Origin of the sequence: Thalassobacillus devorans MSP14 (assembly GCF_000496835.1) — a bacterium.
Lineage (GTDB): Bacteria > Bacillota > Bacilli > Bacillales > Halobacillaceae > Thalassobacillus > Thalassobacillus devorans_B.
Map to the genome: position 1 here is coordinate 300,429 of NZ_KI543236.1, position 24,708 is coordinate 325,136.

A 24,708-nucleotide genomic window follows, 5' to 3' on the forward strand; every position below is an offset into this window, starting at 1 on the left:
CGTCTTTTATTGACGTATTGTCTTTAATAGAATATGAACACTCGCCCTTATGGTGTGGGCATTCGTCGCGGTTTTAGGGAATCGCGCAATAAATATCGCGGATAAAGCCCATACGCATTCATCACGAATTCATAGACTAATAACGAACAATAGAAGTAAAAGGAGAGGAAAGGGCATGTCTGATAATTGCATGAATAAAAACTATATCAGAGCTGATGAAGTTGTCATCCAGGCTGATAAAGTCATCATCAAGTCTGATGAGGACCGCCATCACGGCCGCAGGGGACACGATGATCGCAGGGATGATGACCGGGTAGATCCATTCTTCGGCCGCAGGCGCCGTCACGATGATGACCAGGTAGATCCATTTTTCGGGCGCAGACGCCGTCGCGATGACATGGAAAGCAGCTCCCGTCGCGATGACGACCGGGTAGATCCATTCTTTGGCCGCAGGCGCCGTCACGATGACATGGAAAGCAGTTCCCGTCGCGATGACGACCGGGTAGATCCATTCTTTGGCCGCAGGCGTCGTCACGATGACATGGAAAGCAGTTCCCGTCGTCACTGATAAGGACTGCCGTGGAGAATAAGACAGCCACGGCGGACCGGCCTGGTTCCAAAAAAAATCTCCCATCCAATACCGATGGATGGGGCTACATAAATCATCTTCATTCAGGAGGCTGGCTGATTGGATATTACATGGATGGACTTCGTGCTATTGACACTTGCTTGTTTTCGCTTGACCAGGCTGCTTGTTGACGATACAATCACGGATTGGCTTCGTGCACCTTTTCATCATTATATAGAAGAAACCGATCAGGAAGGAAACGTGGAAACGTACATCGAAGTAAAAGGGAAAGGATTCCAGGCATTTGTTGGCGAACTACTTAGCTGTCATTGGTGTACTGGCATTTGGGCGAGCGGAATCCTGCTGGCTGGGTGGGTATTTATCCCGTACTTTGACTGGGTGATATTGATGCTCGGAATCGCCGGCGCATCGGCTATTCTTCGCGTTTTTCTGGATAAATGAACTACACCGGCGTTGCGCTATGGAATAAGCTATAGAAAAAAGGACTGATCATCATGGATAGAGAAAGACGAAAGCAAGTGAAGCGCACAAGGCCGAGGAAGCGGAAGGGTTGCGGCTGCGGAAAGAAGGCGAAATCATGAACTTTCGCCATATGCGACGGATGATCGATGAAATTGATTATTTGATTACATCAAAACCGAACTTGAAAAAGCCTGAAAAGACGATGACAGAATTCGAACAGATGATGGTATCACTGGAGAAACTGTTCACGAAGCAAATGGGCGAGTTCGAGAAACGGACAGAAACGAAAGCGGACCGTATAAGAAAATTTTTTGAATAGCCTCTGAAAAGGGCATTTACACGTATAGTTCTATTACAAAAAGGGTATGTATGCTGTAAGGAGGGGAGCTTCATGGGTTATATTCTGCCAGTAACGATGTATCAGTACGACGATTACCAAGAGCGAACCGTAAAGCCGAAAGAGTCACCTTTCCAGTATTCCAGTGTTCATAAAGTGACATGGGACACCAGACAGCTGCACACGAGAGCTAATGATAAGATCAATAAAAAAACATTTCATAAAAAGAAGAAACTGCATGGACCGGATGACATCCATGCAGCTTACCCGGAAAAAGTTTATTCTGATCTGACAGGAAAAGGACGGCACTTCAGCGAAACTATTTAGTAAGTTCGCTGAAAGGAGTCGTTCTTTTTTTATGGAAATGAAACAGATTAACAGTCACTGCTACTATTTTCATAGCGCTGTCAACATAGGCTATGTCCACAATGGCAATGATGGCATGATCATTGATGCCGGTATCGACAAGTCTGCGATTAAAAAGGTGATCAAAGGTTTGAAGCAGCACAAGCTGCCAATCACCCATTTATTCATTACTCATGCGCATGCCGATCACTACGGGGGAGCGAAATATCTCCAGGATAATTTTGATATTCGTACGATTGCTCCCAAATACGAGGCTGCTATCCTGGAAAATCCGTCACTCGAACCGTTATACTTATTCGGAGGGAATGATCCCCTGGATGAAATACGAAATAAATTCCTGGAAGGGCCACCGGTACGGATTGATGATAAAGTGTGGGAAGGGAACTTTACATTTGGAGAATACGAACTGGAAACTTTTTTACTTCCAGGCCATAGCTACCACCAGCTGGCTGTGAAAGTCTATGATGTTCTGTATGCGGCTGACAGTTATTTTGCGGAAGCGCAGCTTGAAAAACATAAGATTCCTTATATTACAGACTGCGCGTTGACGATAGCCAGTCTCACCCGGGTAAAGGAAATTGAATGTGATGGCGCAGTTCCCGGTCACGGGGAATTTGAGACCAATTTTCAGGACACGGTCAGGAAAAACATCGCCTATCATGAGCAGCTTTCCACCTGGCTGGAGGAATATATTTCGGATCATCCGGACGGCGTCAGCCACGAGCGGGTGATTGGGGAGATGTGCGATGCTTATGGTGTCGATAACAACCAGCTTTCCCAGTGGCTGTTGTATCGCACGGCTGTCACGGCTTATCTGATCGGTCTCATCAAAAAAGGAGCCATCACATTTGCCATTGAAGGAAACCGCTGGGTGTTCAAAAAGATGGAAAAAGGAGAGGGTTAGTATGGTAGCACATACAAATCCTCTCCTTCTTTATATTCTGCATATAAAACTTCGGTGTAATCCGCTATTTCCTGCTGTTGGAGCTGGGTAGACAGCCACTGTTTATCGAACCCGGCTTCTTCCAGGTTATCCCACAGCACTTCACCATCGCTGATAAAGGCCATAGGCAAAGGAGTCGTCTGGGGTGTGAGGTTCAAGTCGCCACGAGTCGGTGTCTGATCCAGTGATTTTTTCAATACAGAAATCGACCCATCGGTTTCCAGGACCGCATATTCGACTTCGCGGAGGGAAAAGACATCCTTGGAACGGAGCAAATGCTGTAGCTGATTGATATCGAGTTTGTTCTGTTTCAATTCTTCCCGTATGATTTTTCCTTTATGAATGACAATCGAGGGTTGCCCTTCCAAAAACCCCCGTGTTGCTTTTACCTTTTCTGTCAAAATTTCCGTTACATACATCAGTATTCCCCATACCAATACGGCAAACGCAATCTGCCATAACCCGACTTCGGGGTCATAGAGGGCATTTCCGACAAGCTCACCGAGGATGATAGCGGAAATGAAGTCAAACGGCGTGAGCTGGGTAATCTGTGATTTTCCCAGTACCTTGGTTAATACGAACAGGGCAGCGAACCCAAAAGAAGCTTCTAATAATATACGAAAATAGTCCATATTCATCACGATCCTTCTATCTGTTGTTACCATTGTAGACAGAGATAGAAGGAGCTATACAAAAACCTGGAAGATATTTCTCTTCCAGGTCGAACATCAGTTTAACGTTTTAATCATCGTAACATGGGGGATTCCCGCATCCATGAACTGGCTGGAAATCGTTTCATATCCGAGGGATCGATAGAATTCTTCCGCATGTGTCTGAGCATTCAATTTCGCCTGCTTCAAGCCTTCTTTTTCGATCCGTTTTTCCATCGCTTCAATCATCTGTCTGCCGAATGAGCGGCCGCGGAATTCTTTTTTTACACAAATCCGCTCCAGCTTCCCATTCTCTTCGACAAAACGAAGGCGGGCAGCGGCAATTGGCTCGTTATTTTCATAACCAATGAAATGAACGGCCGAATCATCATGCTCATCGAGCTCCAGGTCCTCAGGTACCTGCTGTTCCTCGATGAAGACCGTGCGGCGGACACCGAAGGCATCTTTCAGCTGCTGGTCGTTCTCTACCGTTTCAATCAGCATCAGATCACCCTTCACCGAATACAAATGTTTCGTATACTGTCCAGGAGCCGTTATCCAATTGGTAAAGGAGCTGGAAGCGGTCGACCGTCTCTTTCAAGTCAAACCCTTTCATACGAAGCGTGCCGTAAACATCGGAATACTCATCATCGGAAAGCTTCTGGGCAATCGTAATATGCGGCACAAAAGAGTGTTCCTGCTCACCAGGAAGGTGATCGGCATAAAGCTTTTCGTTCAGTGCCATGATGGTGTCATCAGGCTCGATCTTTAAATAGATGGTATTCGTAATTGGTGTAAAGGAGCTGACTTTGTTGATGTCAATTTCGAATGGCTGCGTTTCTTTCGCAATTTCCTTCAGATAAGGTACCATCTCTTTGATTTCATTATCCTCTGCCTCAAATGGCTCTTTTAACGTGATGTGTGGCGGAATCAATGCATAATGGGGGTCGTAACGTTTACGGTAGGAGTTTGCGACATCCTGTATTTTTTTCGGTGGAAAAATGGCGATACCATACTTCATTGGAAAACCCTCCTATAATTAATAGTACTGTTTTTATTCGTGTTGAATGCAAAGTGGATTAGTCAGTTATTCAGGCTGTCATTATTATACCAAACTATTGCTTTTCCTTACATAGGTTTACGGATGGAACATCGTTACCAGGGCGCGCTCCATGTCCTGCTGCCAATATTTCCACGTATGATCACCGTCAAGTTCATGGAAAATGTAAGTGAGCGGCTTCTTATTCAATAGCTTTCTCAATTCATAGTTCGGTGTCACAAAATCTTTACGATTCCCATCTGTCGTAGGTACATCCGTTTCTTCGCTGCCGATCGTGTGATAGATAGCAAGTGAGGACATGTCCTTGCTGTTCTGTACTTTATCCATCACCTCATCGTTCATGAAAGGGGACTGCATGATGACATTCCCGAATGTATTTGGATATTTAAGTGCCGTCATTAAAGCCACTGTTCCACCGAGCGAATCACCCATCAATGTTCTGCCGCTGCCCATGTGATAACCCGGCAGCTCTTCATCCAGAAGCGGCGCCACTTCGTTGACAAGAAATTTGATATAAGCGGATTGCTTTTCACCGTTCGGGTGATATTTATCCTGACGGTCAAATTTATCCCGGTAATGGATGCCGACAAAAATCGTGTCCTCGATCCGTTTTTCTTTATGAAGCTTATCGCTTAATGTTGCGACGCGCCCCATTTGAAAATAATCGTCGCCATCCTGCATGATCGCGATATGATACTTATAAAGCGGAGAATAATTCTCCGGCAGAAATACTTTCAATGTCAATGTTTCATCTAAATAGGAACTATTGATCTCAAAATCCTTGAACGTACCATCACGTCCCAAAGCGAACACCTCCAAAAAACGACAACTTATCTATAAATGTAACACACCTATTTTATCATATCATTGTCAAAAAAGTAGGACAGCTCTGACGATTGTCATCGAATTGAAAACTCTTTTGTTAGAGTATAAGTGCATGGGCCTCCGACAGAACAGAGGTTTAAGGGAAAGTATAAAAAATTGTCGATAAGTTATTGACACAAAACTGAAATCATATTATATTAGTACTTGTCCAATTCAAAACAACTTTATCCCATGATTCCGTAGCTCAGCTGGGAGAGCGCCACCTTGACAGGGTGGAGGTCGTTGGTTCGAGCCCAATCGGAATCACTAAGTTCTAAAAGCCTCTGGCCGTTGATCCTGCAACGGTCAGGGGCTTTTTATTATTGATGTAAGTTAAAAAGGAAGTACAGCTTTCAAATAGTGAAAAACTTGAGCATATGGAAAATGTTCTAAGTATTAAAAGTTGTTTTGCAAGCTTTCTATTTTGCATGTTGGGTAACGCCTGCTATTCTTACTTATCTAATGAACTGATAATTTAAAGTATCGAATCATATTGGTATAAATATGGCTTAAAAGACTTACTGACACATATATCCAGGCTGCAATGGCAACGTATATCATAATATTCGGAATTACTATTAATGGTGGAAATTCCAATGCTTTAGTTAATTGGAATGTGCTTGTTGTGTACATCGCCAACGGGAATACCATCCCCCATAATTGCGGGTCATATGATAGTGGATATCGATTATACAGGTGTTTCCATACCATTAAAATAATCAGTAATGGTATCCACCAGGTTCCTGTAATCCAGAAAAATAATGTAAACCCTTTTAAAAATGGAGTGATCTCAAATAATAATGGGAAACTTTCTGCATGAAGTATTAAGGTAGAGCCGGCTAAGGTAGTAATTGCAACTGCTCCCATGTTAATCCAGTACGGTGGGGTGAGCGCAGCAAATTCCAACTTTAAAAATGTGAACCTGTAAAATATAAGCGTGATAATGTTTAGATAAAGCATGCAGCCAAGAAAATACATACATAACGTGGTAAATAAAATGACAGAATTCCCGTTATCCAGGTGAGATGTAAGGAGGGTACCAAGTATAGATATTGACTGTGTCGCAACAGCTGCGATCAACCATGCTCCATTAATTCCTTCAGCTATAGATGGTTTATCCCTTCTAATTGTGACGGCTGTGAAAAATGTGTACATCACCAGCACCCACAATATAATCCCAAGTCCCCATAAGAAGGTTGCAATCAAATATGCTTCAGCGACAATGATAAGCTGACTTCCAAATACACATGTTCCAGCCACTAAGGTAAAAAAACCGGGGCCTCGTATGTGACTGGTTATATCTTCAAGTATTTTCTTGGAAAATAGTAGTATTCTCAGTATAGTGATCAGCCACAAGGTAATATATGCAAATATGTTAATGTATAACAGAGTCGTTGAAAATAAAACCAAGTCAAGGAGATATGCACCAATAGATAAAGCTCCTGTAGCCATAACAAGTGCAAAATAACCGGGGAAAAAATCTTCAAAATTCCGCTTCAAAAAGACTAACATCAAGCTCACCTCGAATTGACCTGTTTAATGACTTATAAACAGGTCTTGCTTTTTTGTACTTCCTCTATTATTAATCAACAACCATACATCTATCAATGGTTGACGGAAACTGACACAATGTCAAGACTACTCTTATTGTACGCCTTCTTTTTCCAAATGCATGTAAATTTAATATTGAAATATCAATTTTTTATGTGATAATGGAAAAACAGATTAAATAGTTAGAAAAAATGAAATATTATTAAATTTCATCATGGAGGGATCGAGATGTCTGATACGAGGACGGCATTGATTGTCGGCGGGGGGATTGGCGGTCTTGTGACTGCTCTTAAACTTCACCGCGTTGGTGTGTCAGTGCGTGTATTTGAAAGTGTGGAAACGATTAAAGCATTGGGTGTCGGGATTAATTTATTGCCCCATGCGGTAAAAGTTCTGACAGAACTGGGGTTGGCGGATGAGCTGAAAAAAGCAGGACTTCCCACTGCAGAGCTTATGTATGTCAACAAATTCGGCAGGAAGATTTGGCAGGAGGATCGGGGACTGGATGCAGGCTACAATTGGCCTCAATATTCCATCCATCGTGGCCGGCTTCAAATGCTTCTGCTTAATGCAGTCAAACAGGAATTGGGTGAAGACGCCGTTTATACCGGTCACCATCTGACTTCATTCCAAGTGTTCGGTGACAAGGTGACGGCTCACTTTGAGAATAAAAAAACGGGTGAGCGTATTGGCTCTTACAGCGCAGATACAATGATTGCAGCTGATGGTATCCATTCAGCGGTTCGTAAATTCTACTATCCTCATGAAGGCGAGCCGAAGTTCAGCGGCAGGATTTTATGGCGTGGTATTACGGAATCTGCTCCGTTTTTAACAGGAAAGTCCATGATAATGGCTGGATATCAGGACCAGAAATTTGTTGCTTACCCTGTATGTCCTGAGGCAGCAGCTGATGGACGATCACTTGTCAATTGGATTGCCGAGCTTACAGTAGGGGATGAACTGTTATCGCGTGCCGACTGGAATCGGAAAATAGATAAGGCGAAATTTGCTCCTCATTTTGACGGATGGGATTTTGGCTGGCTGAATGTTCCTCAGCTGATCGAGGAAACAGATGCCGTTTACGAATTTCCGATGGTGGACCGTGACCCGGTGCCGCGCTGGACATTCGGGCGCATAACCTTGCTCGGGGATGCAGCGCATCCAATGTACCCGATCGGATCAAACGGGGCTTCGCAGGCGATTCTTGATGCGGATGCATTAGGACAAGCCCTGATAGAACATCCGAATATAGAAGCTGCTTTGCAGGCATATGAGCAAGCCAGACTTGAACCAACAGCCAATATCGTCCTGACCAATCGCCAAAACGGTCCGGAAGTTGTCATGCAAATTGTTGAAGAACGGGCACCTGAGGGTTTTGAAAATCTGGAAGATGTCATTTCTTACAAAGAACTGGAGGATATCGCAAATAAATATAAGAAGATTGCCGGCTTTGATCGGGAAACACTGAATACCAAATAATAATAGGAGTGCAGCTATGGTAGAACACATTGTATTAGTCAAACTTTCGCAGGAAGCAACGGATGAACAAAAGGAAGAATTGATCCGACGGACGTTAAAATTGAAAAATATCATTCCAGGAATAGTGGATATTCAGCAGGGAATCAATTTTTCGACCAGGAGCAAGGGGTATGAAATTGGGCTGACGGTCCGGTTTAAGGATAGAAAATCTTTGGAAAACTATGGTCCTCATCCGGCACACCAGGAAATTGTCGCATATTTGAAGCAGATTGGTCTTGAAGACAGCCTTATCGTTGATTTTGAATTCTAGTGTTATTTTTTTACTTATATACTTTAGTGCTTAAACGCGTTTTAGCTTTTAAGTATTAAGATGAAATTCGCACAGGGGGATTATATGAAAACTTTACAAGCAGGAAAAATCATTGATAACAGTCGCTTCGGTTCCTTTCATTTTTCTATAATTTTTTGGTGTTTTTTCATTATTCTGATGGACGGATATGATGTAGTCATTTATGGCTCTGTTGTACCTTCATTAATGGAGGAGTGGAATATCTCTTCCGTAACCGCAGGAGCGATCGGAAGTTACACCGCAGCAGGTACGGCTGTCGGTGCTGTGTTGTTCGGATTATTGGCAGATAAACTCGGAAGAAAGAAAGTCATTATCCTGTGTACCGTGCTGTTTAGTCTTTCCACTGCGCTGTCTGCTTTTGCCGCAGGGCCTATGGTATTCAGCCTGTTTAGGGTCTTGGCGGGACTGGGTCTTGGCGGCGTTATGCCGAATGTCATCGCGTTATCGACGGAATATGCTCCTAAAAAAGTTAGAGCTGCCATGGTTTCTTTCATTTTTTGCGGTTATTCTATCGGAGCGATAGCGGCAGCACTTATTAGTAAATCGGTACTTCCGACACTGGGCTGGAAACCGATATTCTTGCTCGGTGCCTTACCAATATTGCTGCTTCCCTTTATCGTAAAAAGTCTGCCTGAATCTACCGGTTTCCTTTTAGCAAAAGGAAAAGAAGCAGATGTAAGGAAAATCCTCCATAAAATTGACTCCTCTTATACGATAGATAGTGGAGCTAAGTTTGAAATACCTCCAGTTAAGGAGCAGGGGTCCCCGCTGGTGAAACTATTTGAAAAGAAGCGTGCCGTCAGTACAATCATGTTTTGGATTTCCTGTTTCTCCTGTTTTGTGCTGATCTATGCGATGAATATCTGGCTGCCGAAATTGATGATTGAAGCGGGATACAGTCTAAGTTCCAGCTTAATATTTGTGGCAGCTATGAACGTCGGGGCGATTGCTGGTACGCTTGTTTTTGGCCGGTTTGCAGATAAATGGGGCTTTAAAAAGGTGATGGTCCCTCTTTATATTGTGGGGGCGATTGCTCTTGCCAGCATTGGACTGACCAAGAACATCTTACTCGCTTACCTGCTGATTGGCATGATCGGAGCTGCATCTGTTGGTGTCCAGAATATCAGCAATGTATTCGTCTCTCAATATTATCCGCCTTCCATGCGCTCTACGGGAATCGGTGCAGCAATGGCATTCGGGCGGATCGGCGGTATTTTCGCACCAACATTCGTCGGTATATTGTTGACGATGGACCTTCCTTCCCAAATAAACTTTACCGTCATCGCTATGGCAGCTGTCCTTGGGGGCATCGCGATTCTGTTTGTTCAGGAAAAGCATGCACATTATAACAGGGTAGAGGACCAAGAGTCTGATGTGGATGCTGCCAGGGAAAAAGTGGTGTAACTGACAGATAGAGCTTGTGGTAAATAATTTGAATCGAACAACAAGCTGGGCTGCTATAGCCCAGCTTGTTTTGTTTATGAAGGAGGGATCCTGTGATGGATCATGGCAGGGTGTTCCCTTTTCCTCGGTGTTATTTTGCCCTGATGCGAGCTGCTTCTGACTTAACGCAGTGATGTTCCTCCTTAACGCAGGTAACTTCTGACTTAATCAGAGAAAGGAGCAGGTCATTCCAAGTAAGAAAACCCATAATTAATGAAGTTGTTGATCATTAAAGCCATTTCTTTCGGGGACTGATCCATGTCATGCGCAATCCAGTCTTTGATGACATGAATCGCCCCGCTGATAACAAAGGTGCTTAAGTAGTTCACTTCTGCCTTTCCCAAATGATTGTCGCCCCTCCAATTGTTCATCATGAACCCACGCGTCAATTCCATCATTCTTTTCTCGAAGGTAGGGGCTGCATCTTTTTTCAGCAAGGTTTGAAACATGAACTTGTTTTCGATGACATATTCTAGTATTTTCCGGGTCATCTGAATGGATTCTTCTTCAGCAGGGTAGTTGTAGCTATTTAAATATTCGTTCATATCTTCGGTGATTTCTTCTTCAATTTTACTCAATAAGTCATAGTGGTCGTTGTAATGGGTGTAGAAGGTGGAACGGTTGATATCGGCGAGCTCGCAGATTTCCTTTACCGTTATATCGGAAATCGGCTTTTGGGCAAGCAGCGTAATCAGTCCTTCCTTCAATACTTTCCGTGTGTACTTCTTGCGGCGATCCAGCTTTTCACTCACAGATATGCCCTCCTTTTGTTAAGTTTTTGTGACAATCCAACACATTCATAGTGTTTTGTTGGGAAACAGACGCAATTTCCAAAACTGTTTGTTGAAAATCCAACACGGTGTCAATACAATATTAGAATGTGTAAAAGGGATTTGCAAGAGAGGATGAAGCCTTATCGACTGGACAGCACGAATCATTAAACATAAAAAGATTATTGTCATTATATTTATACTTCTTACCTTGATCAGTGCGGTAGCGCAATTTGCCGTTTCGGTCAATTACAACATGGCAGATTATCTGCCAGATGACTCTCCGTCGATGCAAGCGATGGATTTGATGGAAAAAGAGTTTGATGAGCCAATCGCCAATGCGCGCGTGATGGTCAAAGATGTCTCGGTAACCGAGGCACTGGAGTACAAAGAAAAACTCGAGGCGATCGAGGGGGTCAGCGGAGTAACCTGGCTGGATGATGTCGTCGATTTAAAAAAACCACTTGAAATGGCCAATGAGGATACCGTGGAAACGTATTACCAGGATAAAAACGCCTTGATTTCGCTGAACATCAGCGAAGGCGACGAGGTAGAAGTGACGGATAAGATTTATGACTTGATCGGGGAAGAGAATGCGATTACCGGGGAAGCGGTGACTACGGCTACTTCACAGCAAATGGCTGGCAGTGAGTCGATGAATGCGGCTGCCTTACTCGTTCCGATCATCATTATTATTTTAGTGTTATCTACGAATTCCTGGATGGAACCCGTGTTCTTTTTAATTGCCATTGGTGTGTCGATCGTGATCAATCTAGGGACGAATATTTTTATCGGGGAAATTTCGTTCATTACCCAGTCGGTGGCGCCGATCCTGCAGCTGGCTGTATCACTGGACTATGCAATCTTCCTGCTGCATAGCTTTTCTGATTTCCGTAAGGATGTAGACGATCCGGCTAAAGCGATGCAGCTTGCGATGAAGCGGTCATTCCCGGCAATTGTCGCCAGTGCATCAACGACTTTCTTCGGATTCATGGCACTGACATTCATGGAATTTGGAATCGGTGCAGATTTAGGACTCAATCTTGTAAAAGGGATCCTGCTCAGCTTCATCAGTGTCATGGTATTCTTGCCTGCGCTGACGTTGATGCTTTATCACTGGATCGATCGTACGAAACATCGCCAGTTTGTTCCGGACTTCAATAATATCGGCAAATACGTCATGAAACTTCGCATCCCAAGCTTGCTGCTGGTACTGCTGTTAATCGTCCCTGCGTTCTTAGCACAAAGCAACACGACTTTCCTTTACGGGACAGGTGAACAGCCGGATAATACCCGGGCAGGACAGGATGCGGATGCAATTGAGGAAGAGTTCGGAAAGAACGTTCCGGTGGTGCTGCTGGTGCCGCAGGGGGATAGGGGCAAAGAGGAAAACCTGGTTCATCAGTTAGAAGAACTGCCAAATGTATCCAGTGTGGTGTCTTACGTGAATATAGTCAGTTCCGCGATTCCTCCGGAGTATTTAGAAAAATCGGTCACAGAACAGTTTTATTCCGGTGATTATGCCCGGATCACACTTTATACGGAAACGGAATCGGAAGGGAAAGAGGCGTTTTCTTTGATTGAAAAGGTAAAGAAAACCGCGAATTCCTATTACGATGAAACGTACCTGCTCGGTGAGAGTGTGACTTTATACGATATGAAAAATATCGTGCAAAAAGATAATAAATTAGTCAACCTACTGACTGTCATAACCATTGCGATTGTATTATTAATTACATTCCGCTCGCTATCGATTCCGGTGGTACTGCTTTTGACAATCCAGACATCGGTGTGGATCAACCTGGCCGTACCATATTTTACCGATACGCCGCTGGTGTACGTCGGCTACCTGTTGATCAGTACAATCCAGCTTGCCGCGACAGTTGATTATGGTATTTTATTTACGGAAAATTACTATACGCTGCGAAAAGAAATGCCTGCCATGGAGGCAATCAGGAAAACGATTGATGGGAAGATTTTTGCTATCTTCATATCGGCTGCAATTTTATCGAGTGTCGGATTCATTTTAGGAGCAACCTCCACGAACCCGATCGTTTCCGCAATCGGTCTTCTGTTAGGCCGCGGGGCATTGCTGGCATTTCTGATGGTCGTATTTGTCCTGCCTGCGTTACTGGTGGTATTCGACAAATTGATTGAAAAAACAACATGGAAAGCAAACTTTTATAAGGAGAGAGGATAATGAGACTGAAACGTATTACCGCGATGTTTATGTCAACGATGCTTGTGCTGCCGACGTTTCTTGTATCTGCGGAATCCGATGATGAAACATCTTCCGAAGGTAAGGCTCCACAAGGGAAGGGGTCATACTCCGAAAAAAATGAAGTCGTCTACGCCACACTCGACGGGTCCGGTGATCCAAAAGATATGTATGTTGTCAACAATTTCACCATCAAGGATCAAGGGAAGATCGTCGATTATGGTCCTTATAGCAACGTGGAGAATCTTACTGACTTGACAGAAATCCAAGTGGATGACAACCGCGTCGCATTCACCGCAAAAGAAGATGAGTTTTATTATCAAGGCAACTTGGAAGGCAAGCCATTGCCATGGGACATCAATGTTTCCTATAAGTTAGACGGGAAGAAAATGAACCCGGAAGAGTTGTTAGGAAAAGATGGCGAATTGGAAATACAAATTGATACGGCTAAAAACAAAAAAGGAGAGGAAAGCTTTTTTAAGAATTATCTTCTGCAAATCACCTTGAAATTCGATTCAGCCAAATATAAAAACATCCAGGCAGAAGATGCAACTGTGGCCAACGCCGGAAAGACCCGGCAGGTGACGTTCACTGCGATGCCGGAAAAAGAAGAGAGCTTCAAGGTAAGTGCCCTCGTATCGGATTTGGAAATGGAAGCCATTGAAATCGCGGCGATGCCATCCTCGATGCCGATTGAAGAACCGGATACCGGCGATATGAAAAAGGACATGAAATCATTGTCTGATGCCACGGCAGAAATCAATCGTGGTGTCGGGAAACTGGAAAATGGGATCGCGGAACTGAATGATGGCGTTTCTCAGCTATATGATGGTTCGGCTCAATATAAAAATGGCATCATCGAGCTGAACAATGGCTCGTCCGAATTAGCAGATGGTTCTGCGTCAATTAAGGCAGCACTGCAAAAAATGAGTGAGTCGGTCAGCGCTGGATCCGGTGACATGGACATGAGCCAGTTCAAGAAGCTGGAAGGCGGCCTTCGTCAAATTGCCAGCGGATTGACTGAAACAGAGACCGGGCTTACGAACTTGAAATATAATTACAGCAAAGCCTATCAGGCTCTGGATCAGGCCATCCAGTCGATCCCGGTTCAGAATGTTTCCGAAGAAGAAATCCAGGCATTGTATGAAAGTGGTGCCGATAAAGCGGTGGTCGATAAGCTGGTAGCCAATTATAAAGCAGCTCAGACTGCGAAACAAACGTATGCGAGTGTGAAGGAAGCATTCGCTGCAGTCGATCCAACCTTGGGGAAAGTATCCGGATCGTTGAATGAAATGAGTGGCAGCCTTAGTACGATGGCGGATAACGTGGCAGGCAGTATGGAAAATAGTGATATCAATGAATCTATGAAACAACTACAGCAAGGATTACAGGAACTGTCTTCCAATTATAATAGCTTCCATTCCGGCCTGGTGGATTATACCGGCGGTGTCCAGCAATTAGCAGGCTCCTATGAGGAAGTACACGGCGGCATCGCTTCCTTGACGAACGGTACGAATGAACTGGAAAATGGTGCCGGTAAACTTCATAATGGTACCGCAGAGTTAGCGCAGCAGACGGCTGACCTTCCTGATCAATTGCAAAAAGAAATCGATCAAATGATCAATCAATATGATAAATCCGATTTTGAACCGGTTTCCTTCGTTTCTGCTAAAAATGAAAAAGTAGACACGGTACAATTTGTGATCAAAACAGAAAGCATTAAGAAAGAAGAAGACGAAAAGGCAGAACCGAAGAAGGAAGAAGAAAAAAGCTTCTGGGATCGATTTATGAGCTTGTTCAGCTAATATACAACTCCTCCCGTTGTAAAAAAATGGGAGGAGTTTTTTGTGCAAAAGTGTTTTTTAAAATAAGGACATGCAGATATTTTGGAATTTGCTCTATAAAGGGGAAAGAAATCAAGCAAGATTCTCAAAGACTTACAAAAAAGAGTTGTTTACAAGAATTGTAGCTTCGGCTACAATAAGATTAATTTCATACCACGCGAACAGGTCCTTAAAGGGAAGCTTTTAAGGTGAAAAGGGGAAGTTGGTGAAAGTCCAACACGGTCCCGCCACTGTAAGCATTTTATTTAAAATGTAAGTCAGGATGCCTGCCTGTTTGTTGCAAAGTTGACCCTTCGAGGAAAAGGGGGCTTTTAAGTACGTGGAATACCTGGTACATATTCTGCCTATTTAAAATCGCACCTTCCTTTGAGGAAGGTGTTTTTTTAATTTTAAAGCTTGTAATGTACAAGTAGGGTATTGACGGAGGAGGAGAATTCATGAAAAAGAAGCAAGGATTGACACTGGTTTTTACCGGTGATGGAAAAGGGAAAACGACCGCTGCAACAGGGCTTGCTGTCCGGGCATTAGGCCACGATAAAAAGGTGAAAATGCTGCAATTCATCAAGTCTCCGAAACGGCCTTATGGGGAAAGGAAATCACTGCAAAAGCTGGGAGCTGAAATCATCCAGCTTGGAGAGGGATTCACCTGGACAAAGACACCGGAAATCCACCGGCAAGCATTGAAGGAAGCATGGGTTGTCGCTAAGGAAGCGGTATTGTCCGGTGAGTACGATGTGGTGATTCTGGATGAACTGAACAATGCGCTTGCGATTGATTCTTTTCCAGTTGATGATGTGCTGCCGCTTGCAGAAGTTATTGAGCTGATCAACAACAAACCGGAGCATGTCCATCTTGTGATAACCGGCAGGAACGCTGCACAGCCGGTGAAGGATGCGGCCGATCTCGTGTCCGTGATCGACGTGGAGAAGCATTATTATGATGAAGGCATTCCCGCCGTACGTGGTGTTGAGTTTTGACTGCCCGCCGCCTCGTAGTTGCAGGAGTTTCCAGCGGGGTCGGTAAAACAAGCATCACAATCGGATTAATGGCTGCTTTTATTAAAAAAGGGCTGACAGTACAGGGCTTTAAATGTGGTCCCGACTACATCGACCCTTCTTATCATGCTGCCATAACCAATCGTCCCTCCCGCAACCTGGATAGCTGGATGCTTCCAGCGGATATCATGAAAGAAGTGTTTGTCAAAGGAAGTGAAGGTGCGGACATTTCCCTCATTGAGGGTGTGATGGGGTTTTATGATGGCAAGTCGCCGACTTCTAATCAAGGCTCTACGGCGGAAATCAGCTCATTATTGGATTGTCCAACGATTCTGATTGTCGATTGTTCGGCAATGGCCCGGAGTGCCGCTGCCGTCGTCAAAGGGTTCCAGGAGCTGGATCCTGCAGTGAACATTGCAGGTGTTATCGCCAACAAAGTCGGCAGCAAAGGGCATTACCAGCTGATCAAGGAAGCGGTGGAACAGGAGTGCAGCATTCCGGTCTGTGGTTATCTCCTGAAAAACAAAAGCCTCGAGATGCCGGAGCGGCACTTGGGACTGGTACCTTCGATAGAGCGCGGGGAACTCGATCAACAACTGGACCAGCTGGGAGAAGCGGTAGCGGAAACCATCGATGTGAATCAAATCCATCAGATTAGCGAACAGCCAGCCCTGACAGCAGAGCCTTCTTTGTTTCAAAGAAAGGATTCAATCGGTGTAACAATTGCAGTAGCACGTGATGAGGCGTTCAATTTCTATTATCAGGAAAACCTTGAGCTTTTCGAGGCTTATGGGGCTGAAGTTGTTTTCTTTTCTCCTCTAAAAGGAGAGGTGCTCCCCAAAGAAGCGGATGGACTTTACTTAGGTGGTGGTTTTCCTGAGCAGTTTGCAGAACAGCTGGCTAAAAATGAAGATGTCAAGCAGTCGATAAAAGAGGCGGTTGAAGAAGGGCTTCCTGTGTTGGCAGAATGCGGCGGGCTGATGTATTTATCTGATTCGATTACGACCATCGACGGTAAGACCTGCCCGATGGCAGGTGTTTTGCCGGGTAAAACAGAAATGCAGGTTAAGCTTGCATCCCTTGGCTATCGTGAAATCTACGGACTTCCCAATAACTATCTTTTTAAAAATGGCATGGAAGCCCGCGGGCATGAGTTCCATTATTCTATCTTTAAGCCTGCCGGACCACTTCCTGGTGCTTATCGTGTGAACAGCAGGTTCGGTACGGGGGAAGAAGGAGTTATGTACAAAAATGTTGTCGCCGGTTATACGCATATTCATTTTGCTTCGAATCCAGAGGTGCTGGAGAATTTTTTGCAGGTGTGCAAGGAGGAACAGCTGCATGAAAGATAAACAAGCGTTTCCAGTGATGGTGCAGGGAACCCATTCCGATGCCGGGAAAAGCATACTTGTTACTGCCCTGTGCAGGATATTCTCGGAAGATGGTTACCTGACAGCGCCATTCAAGTCCCAGAACATGGCCTTGAATTCCTACATAACAACAGATGGGAAAGAAATCGGGCGTGCCCAGGGAGTCCAGGCAGAAGCGGCAGGAATCGCGACGACCACTGATATGAATCCTGTCCTGATCAAGCCGAATCGCGATAATGATGCTCAAATTGTCGTTCACGGGAAGCCGGTGTCGAACATGAAAGCGAGTGACTACCGAACGGATTATTATGAAACCGCTAAAGAGGTAATCGCGAATGCATATAACCGGCTTGCCGGCAATTATGATCGCATTGTCATCGAAGGAGCGGGCAGTCCGGCTGAGGTCAATCTGAATGACCGTGAGCTCGTCAATATGAGCATTGCAAAACTGGCAGATGCTCCGGTCATTTTAGTCGGAGACATTGACAAAGGCGGGGTGTTCGCCAGTCTGGTCGGAACGCTCCAGCTTTTACCTAAAGCAGACCGGGGCCGTGTGATTGGGGTGGTCATCAATAAATTCCGGGGTGACAAAACTTTGCTTGAGCCAGGATTGAAATGGTTTGAGGAATATACCGGAAAGCCGGTGCTTGGTGTTATTCCATTTATTCAGGACCTTCATATAGATGCAGAGGATTCGCTAAGCCTGAGTGAATATACAAGAATTCAAAACTCGGACAAACCTATCGATATCGCAGTCATCGAATATCCGAAGGTTTCTAATTTTACCGATATTGATCCGTTCCAGCTTGAGCGTGATTGCCATCTACGGTTTGTAAAGGAAGCGGCTGAGCTCAAACAACCGGATGCCATCATACTTCCTGGCAGCAAAAATACGATCGAGGATCTAATCTATTTGAAAGATAGAGGGATCGATCAGGCAATTAAGACGGCTCAGGAGCAAGGTGCCTATGTATTCGGCATTTGCGGGGGCTACCAAATGATCGGGAATAAAGTAAGCGATCCGTATCAAGTAGAGACAAGCCTGGAGGAGGTACAGGGGCTTGAACTGCTTCCAATCGAAACGACGCTTGCAAGACATAAAAAGACAGTCCGATCAAGCGGAAGCATAGAATGGAACGGATCTACCATTCCTGTCACCGGTTATGAAATCCATATGGGGACAACTATTGCCAAGGAAGCCATAGAAGATTTCATAGAAATGGGCGGACAGGCCGATGGTACAAGAAAAGGAAATGTGATGGGGACTTATTTTCACGGGATTTTCCATAATGATGTATTCCGGACAGCGTTTTTGAATCTGCTTCGCTTGGAAAAGGGACTGGACCCCCTTAAGACTACTACCTTATTCCGTGCCCACCAGGAACAAGAATTCGACCGGTTAGCCACCCATGTCCGTGAAGCTTTAGATATGCACAAACTTTATGATCGAATGACTATGTTCAATACAGTCGGAGGGGTATGATGAATAAACAATTGCAGGATCTGGTCCAATCGATTGCACCGGTCAGCCAGGAAAGAATGGGTGAAACGGTCAGCTATTTGGATACTTTGACAAAACCTCCGGGAAGCCTGGGTCAACTTGAGGGGATCGTCAGGCAGCTAGCGGGGATTACCAACCAGGAAGAACCACAAGTGTCCCCGCCAGGCATCCTTATTTTTGCCGCAGACCATGGCATTGTGGAAGAGGGAGTATCTGCATTTCCTCAGGAAGTGACCGTTCAGATGATCAGGAATTTTCTCGATGGCGGTGCGGCTATCAATGTATTCGCCAGACAGATTGATGCAGAACTTCAAGTAGTCGATGTCGGTACAGCCAGTGAGATAGAGGATAACCGCCTGGATTCCAGGAAAATAGCTCAAGGAACAGAGAACTTTTTGAAAACAGATGCCATGACGCAAGAGCAAATGGAAACGGCGATACTGGCTGGGGCCGAGTCAGCGAAGGGGATGATTGCCCGGGGAATAAAATGTCTCCTCTTAGGTGAGATGGGAATTGGAAATACAACACCTGCAAGCGCGCTGGCTGCTGTGCTTACTGGATGCAGTGTGGACCAGGCGGTCGGGTACGGCACGGGGATTTCTAATGACATGAAGCAGCATAAAGTGAATGTTATTGAAGAGTCAATCAAGCGCCGTAAACCGGATAACGAATCCCCATTAGACGTGCTCAAAAAGCTGGGTGGTTATGAAATTGCTGCAATAACAGGAGCGATACTGGCAGCAGCAAAAGCAAGGATCCCGGTAATCCTGGATGGGTTCATCTGCACATCAGGAGCACTCATCGCCTGCGGGCTTAATGCAAACGTCAATGATTATCTGTTTGCCGGACATCTATCACAAGAGCCAGGCCATCAATTTACTCTCGAGGATTTAGGGATAAAGCCATTATTGGATCTCGGGTTGAAGCTTGGGGAAGGGACGGGCGCAGCACTGGCTTTTCCTGTTCTTGAAGCAGCGGTCAGGATGCGGAATGAAATGGCGACGTTTGATAATGCTGGAGTGACGAATAAGTAACTCCCAGCTAATCTAAATTACAAGTTCACTTTGCTGACATAAAAATCGTTCTAACAAAAAATGAATATTCCGAACAGCAGGTCCGTGAAATTACAGTTTCAAGGATAATAGGGAAGTTGGTGTCAATCCAACGCGGTCCCGCCACTGTAAGCGAGGAGTAAAGCTTTTGATATCCACTGTTTGTAAACGGGAAGGAAAAGCTTTTACAACGATACGCAAGCCAGGAGACCTGCCTGCTGTTCTTATCAGAGTAACATCCTTCGGGGAAAAGGATAAGCTTCAGGTATGTCATGGATACATAGTTCATACCAGCCTGGATTGATCCATTCGCCTTTTCCGTTGGGATAGGCGTTTTTTTTAGTTTTAAGCATTTAATCGGTATTTATAAAATCTAATAACTAACTATGAGGGAGTGTTTAGAAGAATGATGGAAAGCAAAATGAAAAAAACGTTATTTTCAGTCCTGCTGGCAATCCTGCTAGCTGTAATGGTCGGCTGCGGGGCAACAGAAGAAGGAAATGAAAGCAAAGAAAGTCCAAGTGAAACAGATACCAGTGAAGAAACGCAAGGTGAATCATCGGATGGAGCTTTTCCGGTAACGATAACTGATGGATCAGGTGAACAGGTGGAAATAAAATCAGAGCCTGAAACGATTGTATCGGTACTGGCCAGCAACACGGAAATCGCTTTTGCCTTAGGCCAGGGAGAAAAAATGGTCGGTGTCTCGGATTATAGTAATTACCCGGAAGAGACAGCCAATATTGAAAAGGTCGGCGGGCAGGAAATGAATGTCGAAAAGATTCTGTCTTTAAATCCGGATATGGTGCTAGTGTCCACTTTCCATTTTGAGAACCATTCTGCTGTACTGCAGAAGTTCAAGAAAGCTGGCATTGATGTGGTTGTCGTGGATGATGCTACCTCGTTCGAAGATGTGTATGAAAATATTCAACTTGTTGGAAAAGCAACAGGTAGTCAAGATAAAGCGGATCAAATTGTGAAAGATATGGAAACCCGCTTAGCTAAAGTAAAAGAAAAAGCAAAACAAGTGGAAGAAAAGAAAAAGGTTTGGGTCGAGGTTGCCCCTGCTCCTGATATTTTCACGACAGGGACAGGGACATTCATGCATGAAATGCTGGAAGCCATCAATGCGAAAAACGTAGCTGCAGAGGAAGAAGGATGGGTCAAATTTACCGAAGAGGAGGCCGTGAATCTGAAACCGGAAGTAATCATCACTACATACGGCTATTATGGAGAAAATCCTGAAGCGCAGGTATTGAACCGGGAAGGGTGGAGCGAAGTGCCTGCGGTCGAGAATGAGCAGATATTCGATGTTGACAATGATACCGTCACAAGGCCAGGACCGCGTTTGATTGATGGAGTTGAAAGACTTGGAGAACTCATTTATCCGGAAGTTTTCGGTGAATAAAACGGTTTGGATGTATCTATTCAGTGTATGTTTTGTACTTAGTACAGCTCTTCTCGGTTTATTTGTCAGCAGCGTATCTTTTCCGTTGACTGCTGTCCTGGATGTGATTGCGGAGAAAATCCTCGGGAGCGAGTTGTTCGGATATGAAGCTGCAGAGAATATTGACGTTATAATCTGGGAAATACGTGTTCCGAGGGTAATACTGGCGCTGTTTGTCGGAGCGTCATTATCCATTGCCGGGGCATCTTTCCAGGGGCTTCTCAGAAATCCGCTGGCTGACCCGTATACGATCGGAGTTTCCTCCGGAGCGGCACTTGGAGCGGTTGCTGTACTTTATTTTCAGCTATCCATCGCATTTCTTGGAAGTTACACACTTCCTGTCGTTGCTATCCTTAGCGGGTTTATCACGATGATGATTGTTTTTATCATTACAAGGCTTTCGAGCCGGGATCTGAATATTGAAACAATCATTTTGGCAGGGATCATTATCAGTGCATTCATAGGTGCGATCATCTCCCTGGTCATCGCACTCAGTGACAGGGAAGACATGCGGCAGATTCTATACTGGCTGATGGGGAATATCGGCATGAGGGGATGGAATCATGTACAACTGATTATTCCGTTTTTCATTGTGGGGGTCATCCTGTTAGTGTCCCGCGCACATGATCTTAATGCCTATGCACTCGGGGAGGAAGCAGCAGGGCATTTAGGAGTGAAGGTCCATGCCGGGAAAGTACTGATTTTAATCGGAGCTTCGTTGCTGACCGGAGCCTCTGTAGCAGTTTCTGGTTCAATCGGGTTCGTCGGTCTTGTTATCCCTCATTTTGTCCGACTGATAATAGGACCTGACCACAAGCATGTCCTGCCGTTATCGATGCTGACCGGAGGAGGGTTCCTCGTACTTGCCGATTTGATATCCAGGTCGATCATCGCACCGAAGGAACTGCCGATTGGTGTCATTACCGCTCTGATCGGTGCACCGATCTTTGCTGTGTTACTGGTTCGTGAACGGATGAAAAAGGGGTGAAGAAATGATAGAAGTGAAGAACCTGTCCGGCGGTTACCAGAAGGAAGATATCCTGCAAGATATCAGCCTGACGATAGAAGAAGGGGAATTTTTTGCCTTGATCGGACCGAATGGCAGCGGCAAAACGACGCTGTTAAGGCTGATGACGGGAGCATTAGAGCCTTCCCATGGGAGCGTATATGTATCTGGAAAACCGATTCAGTCTTACTCTTTCAGGAAAAAAGCCGAGATTATGGCGGTTCTGGCACAGAGTTCTCATGTGGAGTTTGATTTTTCTGTGGAAGAAATCGTTATGCTCGGGCGCTACCCACATCAGAAAGGGCTGATTAAGCATATTTCCTCCAGAGACAAGGAAGTGGTTTCAAAAGTAATGAAGCAGACGGAAGTCTATCATTATCGAAACAAGCCGTTCAAGTGGCTGAGTGGCGGGGAAAAGCAGCGCGTACTGCTGGCAAAAGCACTTGCTCAGGAGCCGAGTATCCTGTTTTTAGATGAACCGACCAATCATCTGGACGTCAAACATACCGTCGACATGTTGCAGCACTTGAAGGAACACCAGAAAAAAAACAAAATGACGATTATCGCCATCCTACATGACCTGAATACGGCAGCTTTGTTTGCCGACAAGTTTGCTGCTCTTCATCAAGGCCGGCTGATGAAAAAAGGTGACCTGTCTGTATTAAAAAATGAGACCTTATTGCAAAAGGTATATGAGGTCGATATCAAGCACCATAGTCATCCCACGCTAGCTAAACCGCAGATGCTCGTAGCTCCGGAAAAAATGGAGCATCCGAAACTTCCTGCCTTCGAGGCTGAGGTTGAGCAGAACGAGCAGTACATTCGTATTGCCTATCCTCGTCCACTCCGGGTGCTATCCAATGCTGTAGTGGGCGGTGGATTGCAGTGGTTCAGGCATTTTTGTAATTTCCATGTGCCAAAAAATTACGATTGCGAGGACCCTGCCGCCGATGTCCTCGGGTGGCTGGAAGAAGCGAACATTTCTGTCGGTGACACAATGGGGATGATGACAGCAGTCAAACTTGCTGACCAGGCGTTCGTAAGGGAAACAATCATGGACACGGCTGTTTTCACGGTCGTTACCGGCGGTGTTGGAAACGCAGTAGATATTACAGAAAATCACCCGGCAGAGGAAGAATGGCAAGTCGGTACCATTAATATCATGGTGTTTCTTGATGTCCATTTGACGGATGGGGCATTCGTCAATGCAGTCCAGTCCGCAACCGAAGCAAAAACGAAGGCACTTGCGGACATGCAGGTGACCGACCCGGCTACAGGCAGCATGGCAACTGGTACATCAACCGACAGCATTGCCATTGCAGCTACACAGCAAGGAGAATCAACCCCGTATGCAGGTTCCGGGACTAAGGTTGGGAAGGCAATTGGACAAAGTGTCTACCGTGCTGTCACCGAAGCGGTTGAAAATTATCGACATAGGATTAGTGGTTAGATGGATTTTTTGGAATATCATTTGTATCTTATTGTGGCAGCGATCGTACTCGAGTTAGTTATTGGCGATCCTGAATTTTTCCCTCACCCGGTTGTGATGATAGGAAAATTGATTTCCTTTTTTGATGAAAAATGGAACAGGGGCAGGCACCGAAAAGCGAAAGGATTCCTGCTGCTTGGAGTGGTTACCGTGTCGGCATATGTACTGATCGGCATAGTTGTTTTTCTCGCTGGACGAATTTCTTTCTGGGCAGGAGCGGCGCTGGAAGTTTACTTTATCTCCTCAACGATAGCTATCAAAGGCTTGCAGCAGGCAGGTGAGGAAGTGCGGAAACCGTTGTGCGATGGTGACCTGCCTTTAGCGCGGATGAAACTCGGCTATATCGTGGGGCGCGACACGGAAGACCTATCGGAAGAAGAGGTTGTCCGTGGCACTGTAGAAACGGTTGCAGAGAATACCGTAGATGGCATTACCGCTCCAATATTCTGGGCATTGATTGGCGGTGCACCTCTTGCCATGGCCTATCGGGCAGTGAACACCCTGGATTCAATGGTCGGGTACAAACAGGAGCCATATGAAAAATTCGGATTTGCTTCTGCCCGCTTTGATGACATCGTCAACTGGATTCCTGCCAGAGCTACGGCTGTTTGTATGTGGCTCGCTGCCTGGTTTTACCCCACACTGAAGAAAGGGAATGCCTGGCGGGTCACATTACGTGATGCCGGCAAGCACCCAAGCCCGAACAGCGGCTGGCCGGAAGCAATGACGGCAGGCCTCCTCGGTGTGCAGCTTGGTGGAATCAATACATATAAAGGGAGAGTATCGAAGGGCAACAAACTTGGCAACCCATTAACAGAACTGAAACAGGAGCATATTGCCCAGTCAATCTTGACCATGCATGGTGGCTGGCTGGTATTTGTTCTATTTATAATCGGATGGTTAATCGTAAGTTAAGGAGGAAT

At 45.2% G+C, this 24,708-nt stretch carries 24 protein-coding genes, 1 tRNA gene, 1 pseudogene and 2 riboswitches; of the genes and pseudogenes, 20 read left to right on the plus strand and 6 right to left on the minus strand.

Annotated elements, in window-relative coordinates:
• Positions 1-175 precede the first annotated feature (175 nt).
• The 5 genes from P855_RS21995 to P855_RS0102345 all read left to right on the plus strand — a co-directional run bounded on the left by P855_RS21995 (position 176) and on the right by P855_RS0102345 (position 2,658).
• Positions 176-568 (plus strand): hypothetical protein, encoded by a 393-nt coding sequence (locus tag P855_RS21995; protein ID WP_161628799.1) that lies wholly within the window; start codon positions 176-178, stop codon positions 566-568.
• 120 nt (positions 569-688) lie between these two features.
• Positions 689-1,030: a DUF1360 domain-containing protein gene (locus tag P855_RS0102330; RefSeq protein ID WP_028782086.1), complete on the plus strand. Its 342-nt coding sequence runs from the start codon at positions 689-691 to the stop codon at positions 1,028-1,030.
• Between the two features lie 136 nt (positions 1,031-1,166).
• Positions 1,167-1,370 carry a hypothetical protein gene (locus P855_RS0102335; protein WP_152526167.1) on the plus strand — a complete coding sequence of 68 codons (204 nt, stop codon included), beginning with the start codon at positions 1,167-1,169 and terminating at the stop codon, positions 1,368-1,370.
• Positions 1,371-1,442: 72 nt separating this feature from the next.
• A complete protein-coding gene (locus P855_RS0102340; RefSeq protein ID WP_028782088.1) occupies positions 1,443-1,715 on the plus strand; it encodes a hypothetical protein in 273 nt (90 codons plus the stop codon).
• Positions 1,716-1,746: 31 nt separating this feature from the next.
• The gene (locus P855_RS0102345; RefSeq protein ID WP_028782089.1) at positions 1,747-2,658 is read left to right on the plus strand and encodes an MBL fold metallo-hydrolase; all 912 of its coding nucleotides are present in this window, start codon (positions 1,747-1,749) and stop codon (positions 2,656-2,658) included.
• On the opposite strand, the gene P855_RS0102350 is transcribed toward P855_RS0102345, so the two are convergent.
• The 4 genes from P855_RS0102350 to P855_RS0102365 all read right to left on the minus strand — a co-directional run bounded on the left by P855_RS0102350 (position 2,655) and on the right by P855_RS0102365 (position 5,211).
• On the minus strand, positions 2,655-3,329 hold the full coding sequence (locus tag P855_RS0102350) for a DUF421 domain-containing protein (protein ID WP_028782090.1): 675 nt from the start codon (positions 3,327-3,329) through the stop codon (positions 2,655-2,657). The two genes, P855_RS0102345 and P855_RS0102350, sit on opposite strands and share 4 nt — an antisense overlap.
• A gap of 96 nt (positions 3,330-3,425) precedes the next feature.
• Positions 3,426-3,851 carry a GNAT family N-acetyltransferase gene (locus P855_RS0102355; RefSeq protein WP_028782091.1) on the minus strand — a complete coding sequence of 142 codons (426 nt, stop codon included), beginning with the start codon at positions 3,849-3,851 and terminating at the stop codon, positions 3,426-3,428.
• 4 nt (positions 3,852-3,855) lie between these two features.
• Entirely contained in the window at positions 3,856-4,368 is a 513-nt protein-coding gene (locus P855_RS0102360; protein ID WP_028782092.1) for a YjcG family protein, read from the minus strand.
• A gap of 117 nt (positions 4,369-4,485) precedes the next feature.
• The gene (locus tag P855_RS0102365; RefSeq protein ID WP_028782093.1) at positions 4,486-5,211 is read right to left on the minus strand and encodes an alpha/beta hydrolase; all 726 of its coding nucleotides are present in this window, start codon (positions 5,209-5,211) and stop codon (positions 4,486-4,488) included.
• Between the two features lie 254 nt (positions 5,212-5,465).
• Between P855_RS0102365 and P855_RS0102370 the strand changes: the two genes are divergently transcribed.
• Positions 5,466-5,538: transfer RNA gene (locus P855_RS0102370), tRNA-Val, on the plus strand.
• 192 nt (positions 5,539-5,730) lie between these two features.
• Here P855_RS0102370 and P855_RS0102375 read toward each other — a convergent pair.
• Complete coding sequence (locus tag P855_RS0102375; protein ID WP_037985576.1) at positions 5,731-6,783, minus strand: tellurite resistance/C4-dicarboxylate transporter family protein; 1,053 nt, start codon at positions 6,781-6,783, stop codon at positions 5,731-5,733.
• Between the two features lie 267 nt (positions 6,784-7,050).
• On the opposite strand from P855_RS0102375, the gene P855_RS0102380 reads away from it, so the two are divergent.
• The 3 genes from P855_RS0102380 (at position 7,051) to P855_RS0102390 (ending at position 10,054) form a co-directional block, all read left to right on the plus strand.
• On the plus strand, positions 7,051-8,301 hold the full coding sequence (locus P855_RS0102380) for a flavin-dependent oxidoreductase (RefSeq protein WP_028782095.1): 1,251 nt from the start codon (positions 7,051-7,053) through the stop codon (positions 8,299-8,301).
• Positions 8,302-8,317: 16 nt separating this feature from the next.
• The gene (locus P855_RS0102385) at positions 8,318-8,611 is read left to right on the plus strand and encodes a Dabb family protein (RefSeq protein ID WP_028782096.1); all 294 of its coding nucleotides are present in this window, start codon (positions 8,318-8,320) and stop codon (positions 8,609-8,611) included.
• Positions 8,612-8,695: 84 nt separating this feature from the next.
• Positions 8,696-10,054: an MFS transporter gene (locus P855_RS0102390; RefSeq protein WP_028782097.1), complete on the plus strand. Its 1,359-nt coding sequence runs from the start codon at positions 8,696-8,698 to the stop codon at positions 10,052-10,054.
• A gap of 224 nt (positions 10,055-10,278) precedes the next feature.
• Here the strand turns inward: P855_RS0102390 and P855_RS0102395 are convergent, their stop codons facing one another.
• A complete protein-coding gene (locus P855_RS0102395; RefSeq protein ID WP_028782098.1) occupies positions 10,279-10,845 on the minus strand; it encodes a TetR/AcrR family transcriptional regulator in 567 nt (188 codons plus the stop codon).
• A 274-nt stretch (positions 10,846-11,119) separates the two neighbouring features.
• Here P855_RS0102395 and P855_RS0102400 point away from each other — a divergent pair, with 274 nt between their 5' ends.
• The 11 genes and pseudogenes from P855_RS0102400 (at position 11,120) to cbiB (ending at position 24,700) form a co-directional block, all read left to right on the plus strand.
• Positions 11,120-13,063, plus strand: coding sequence for an efflux RND transporter permease subunit (locus P855_RS0102400; RefSeq protein WP_028782099.1), 1,944 nt, complete (start codon positions 11,120-11,122; stop codon positions 13,061-13,063).
• A complete protein-coding gene (locus P855_RS0102405; protein WP_028782100.1) occupies positions 13,063-14,886 on the plus strand; it encodes a hypothetical protein in 1,824 nt (607 codons plus the stop codon). Before P855_RS0102400 ends, P855_RS0102405 begins: the two co-directional genes overlap by 1 nt.
• Before the next feature lie 185 nt (positions 14,887-15,071).
• Positions 15,072-15,214, plus strand: a riboswitch (cobalamin riboswitch).
• A 148-nt stretch (positions 15,215-15,362) separates the two neighbouring features.
• Positions 15,363-15,902: a cob(I)yrinic acid a,c-diamide adenosyltransferase gene (locus P855_RS0102410; RefSeq protein WP_028782101.1), complete on the plus strand. Its 540-nt coding sequence runs from the start codon at positions 15,363-15,365 to the stop codon at positions 15,900-15,902.
• Complete coding sequence (locus P855_RS0102415; RefSeq protein WP_028782102.1) at positions 15,899-17,272, plus strand: cobyrinate a,c-diamide synthase; 1,374 nt, start codon at positions 15,899-15,901, stop codon at positions 17,270-17,272. Before P855_RS0102410 ends, P855_RS0102415 begins: the two co-directional genes overlap by 4 nt.
• Positions 17,262-18,773, plus strand: coding sequence for a cobyric acid synthase (locus tag P855_RS0102420; protein ID WP_028782103.1), 1,512 nt, complete (start codon positions 17,262-17,264; stop codon positions 18,771-18,773). The genes P855_RS0102415 and P855_RS0102420 overlap by 11 nt, the downstream gene beginning before the upstream one ends.
• Positions 18,773-19,825 (plus strand): nicotinate-nucleotide--dimethylbenzimidazole phosphoribosyltransferase, encoded by a 1,053-nt coding sequence (gene cobT, locus P855_RS0102425; protein WP_152526168.1) that lies wholly within the window; start codon positions 18,773-18,775, stop codon positions 19,823-19,825. Before P855_RS0102420 ends, cobT begins: the two co-directional genes overlap by 1 nt.
• A 61-nt stretch (positions 19,826-19,886) precedes the next feature.
• A riboswitch (cobalamin riboswitch) is annotated at positions 19,887-20,077 on the plus strand.
• A 172-nt stretch (positions 20,078-20,249) separates the two neighbouring features.
• Positions 20,250-21,251: an ABC transporter substrate-binding protein gene (locus tag P855_RS0102435; protein WP_235062599.1), complete on the plus strand. Its 1,002-nt coding sequence runs from the start codon at positions 20,250-20,252 to the stop codon at positions 21,249-21,251.
• Complete coding sequence (locus P855_RS0102440) at positions 21,199-22,278, plus strand: iron ABC transporter permease (RefSeq protein ID WP_037985578.1); 1,080 nt, start codon at positions 21,199-21,201, stop codon at positions 22,276-22,278. The genes P855_RS0102435 and P855_RS0102440 overlap by 53 nt, the downstream gene beginning before the upstream one ends.
• A 64-nt stretch (positions 22,279-22,342) precedes the next feature.
• Positions 22,343-22,771 (plus strand): annotated as a pseudogene (locus P855_RS22730) (ABC transporter ATP-binding protein); the annotation flags it as partial.
• 15 nt (positions 22,772-22,786) lie between these two features.
• Entirely contained in the window at positions 22,787-23,746 is a 960-nt protein-coding gene (locus P855_RS0102445; protein WP_419177261.1) for an adenosylcobinamide amidohydrolase, read from the plus strand.
• A complete protein-coding gene (cbiB, locus tag P855_RS0102450) occupies positions 23,747-24,700 on the plus strand; it encodes an adenosylcobinamide-phosphate synthase CbiB (protein WP_028782108.1) in 954 nt (317 codons plus the stop codon).
• The last annotated feature ends 8 nt before the right edge of the window (positions 24,701-24,708 follow it).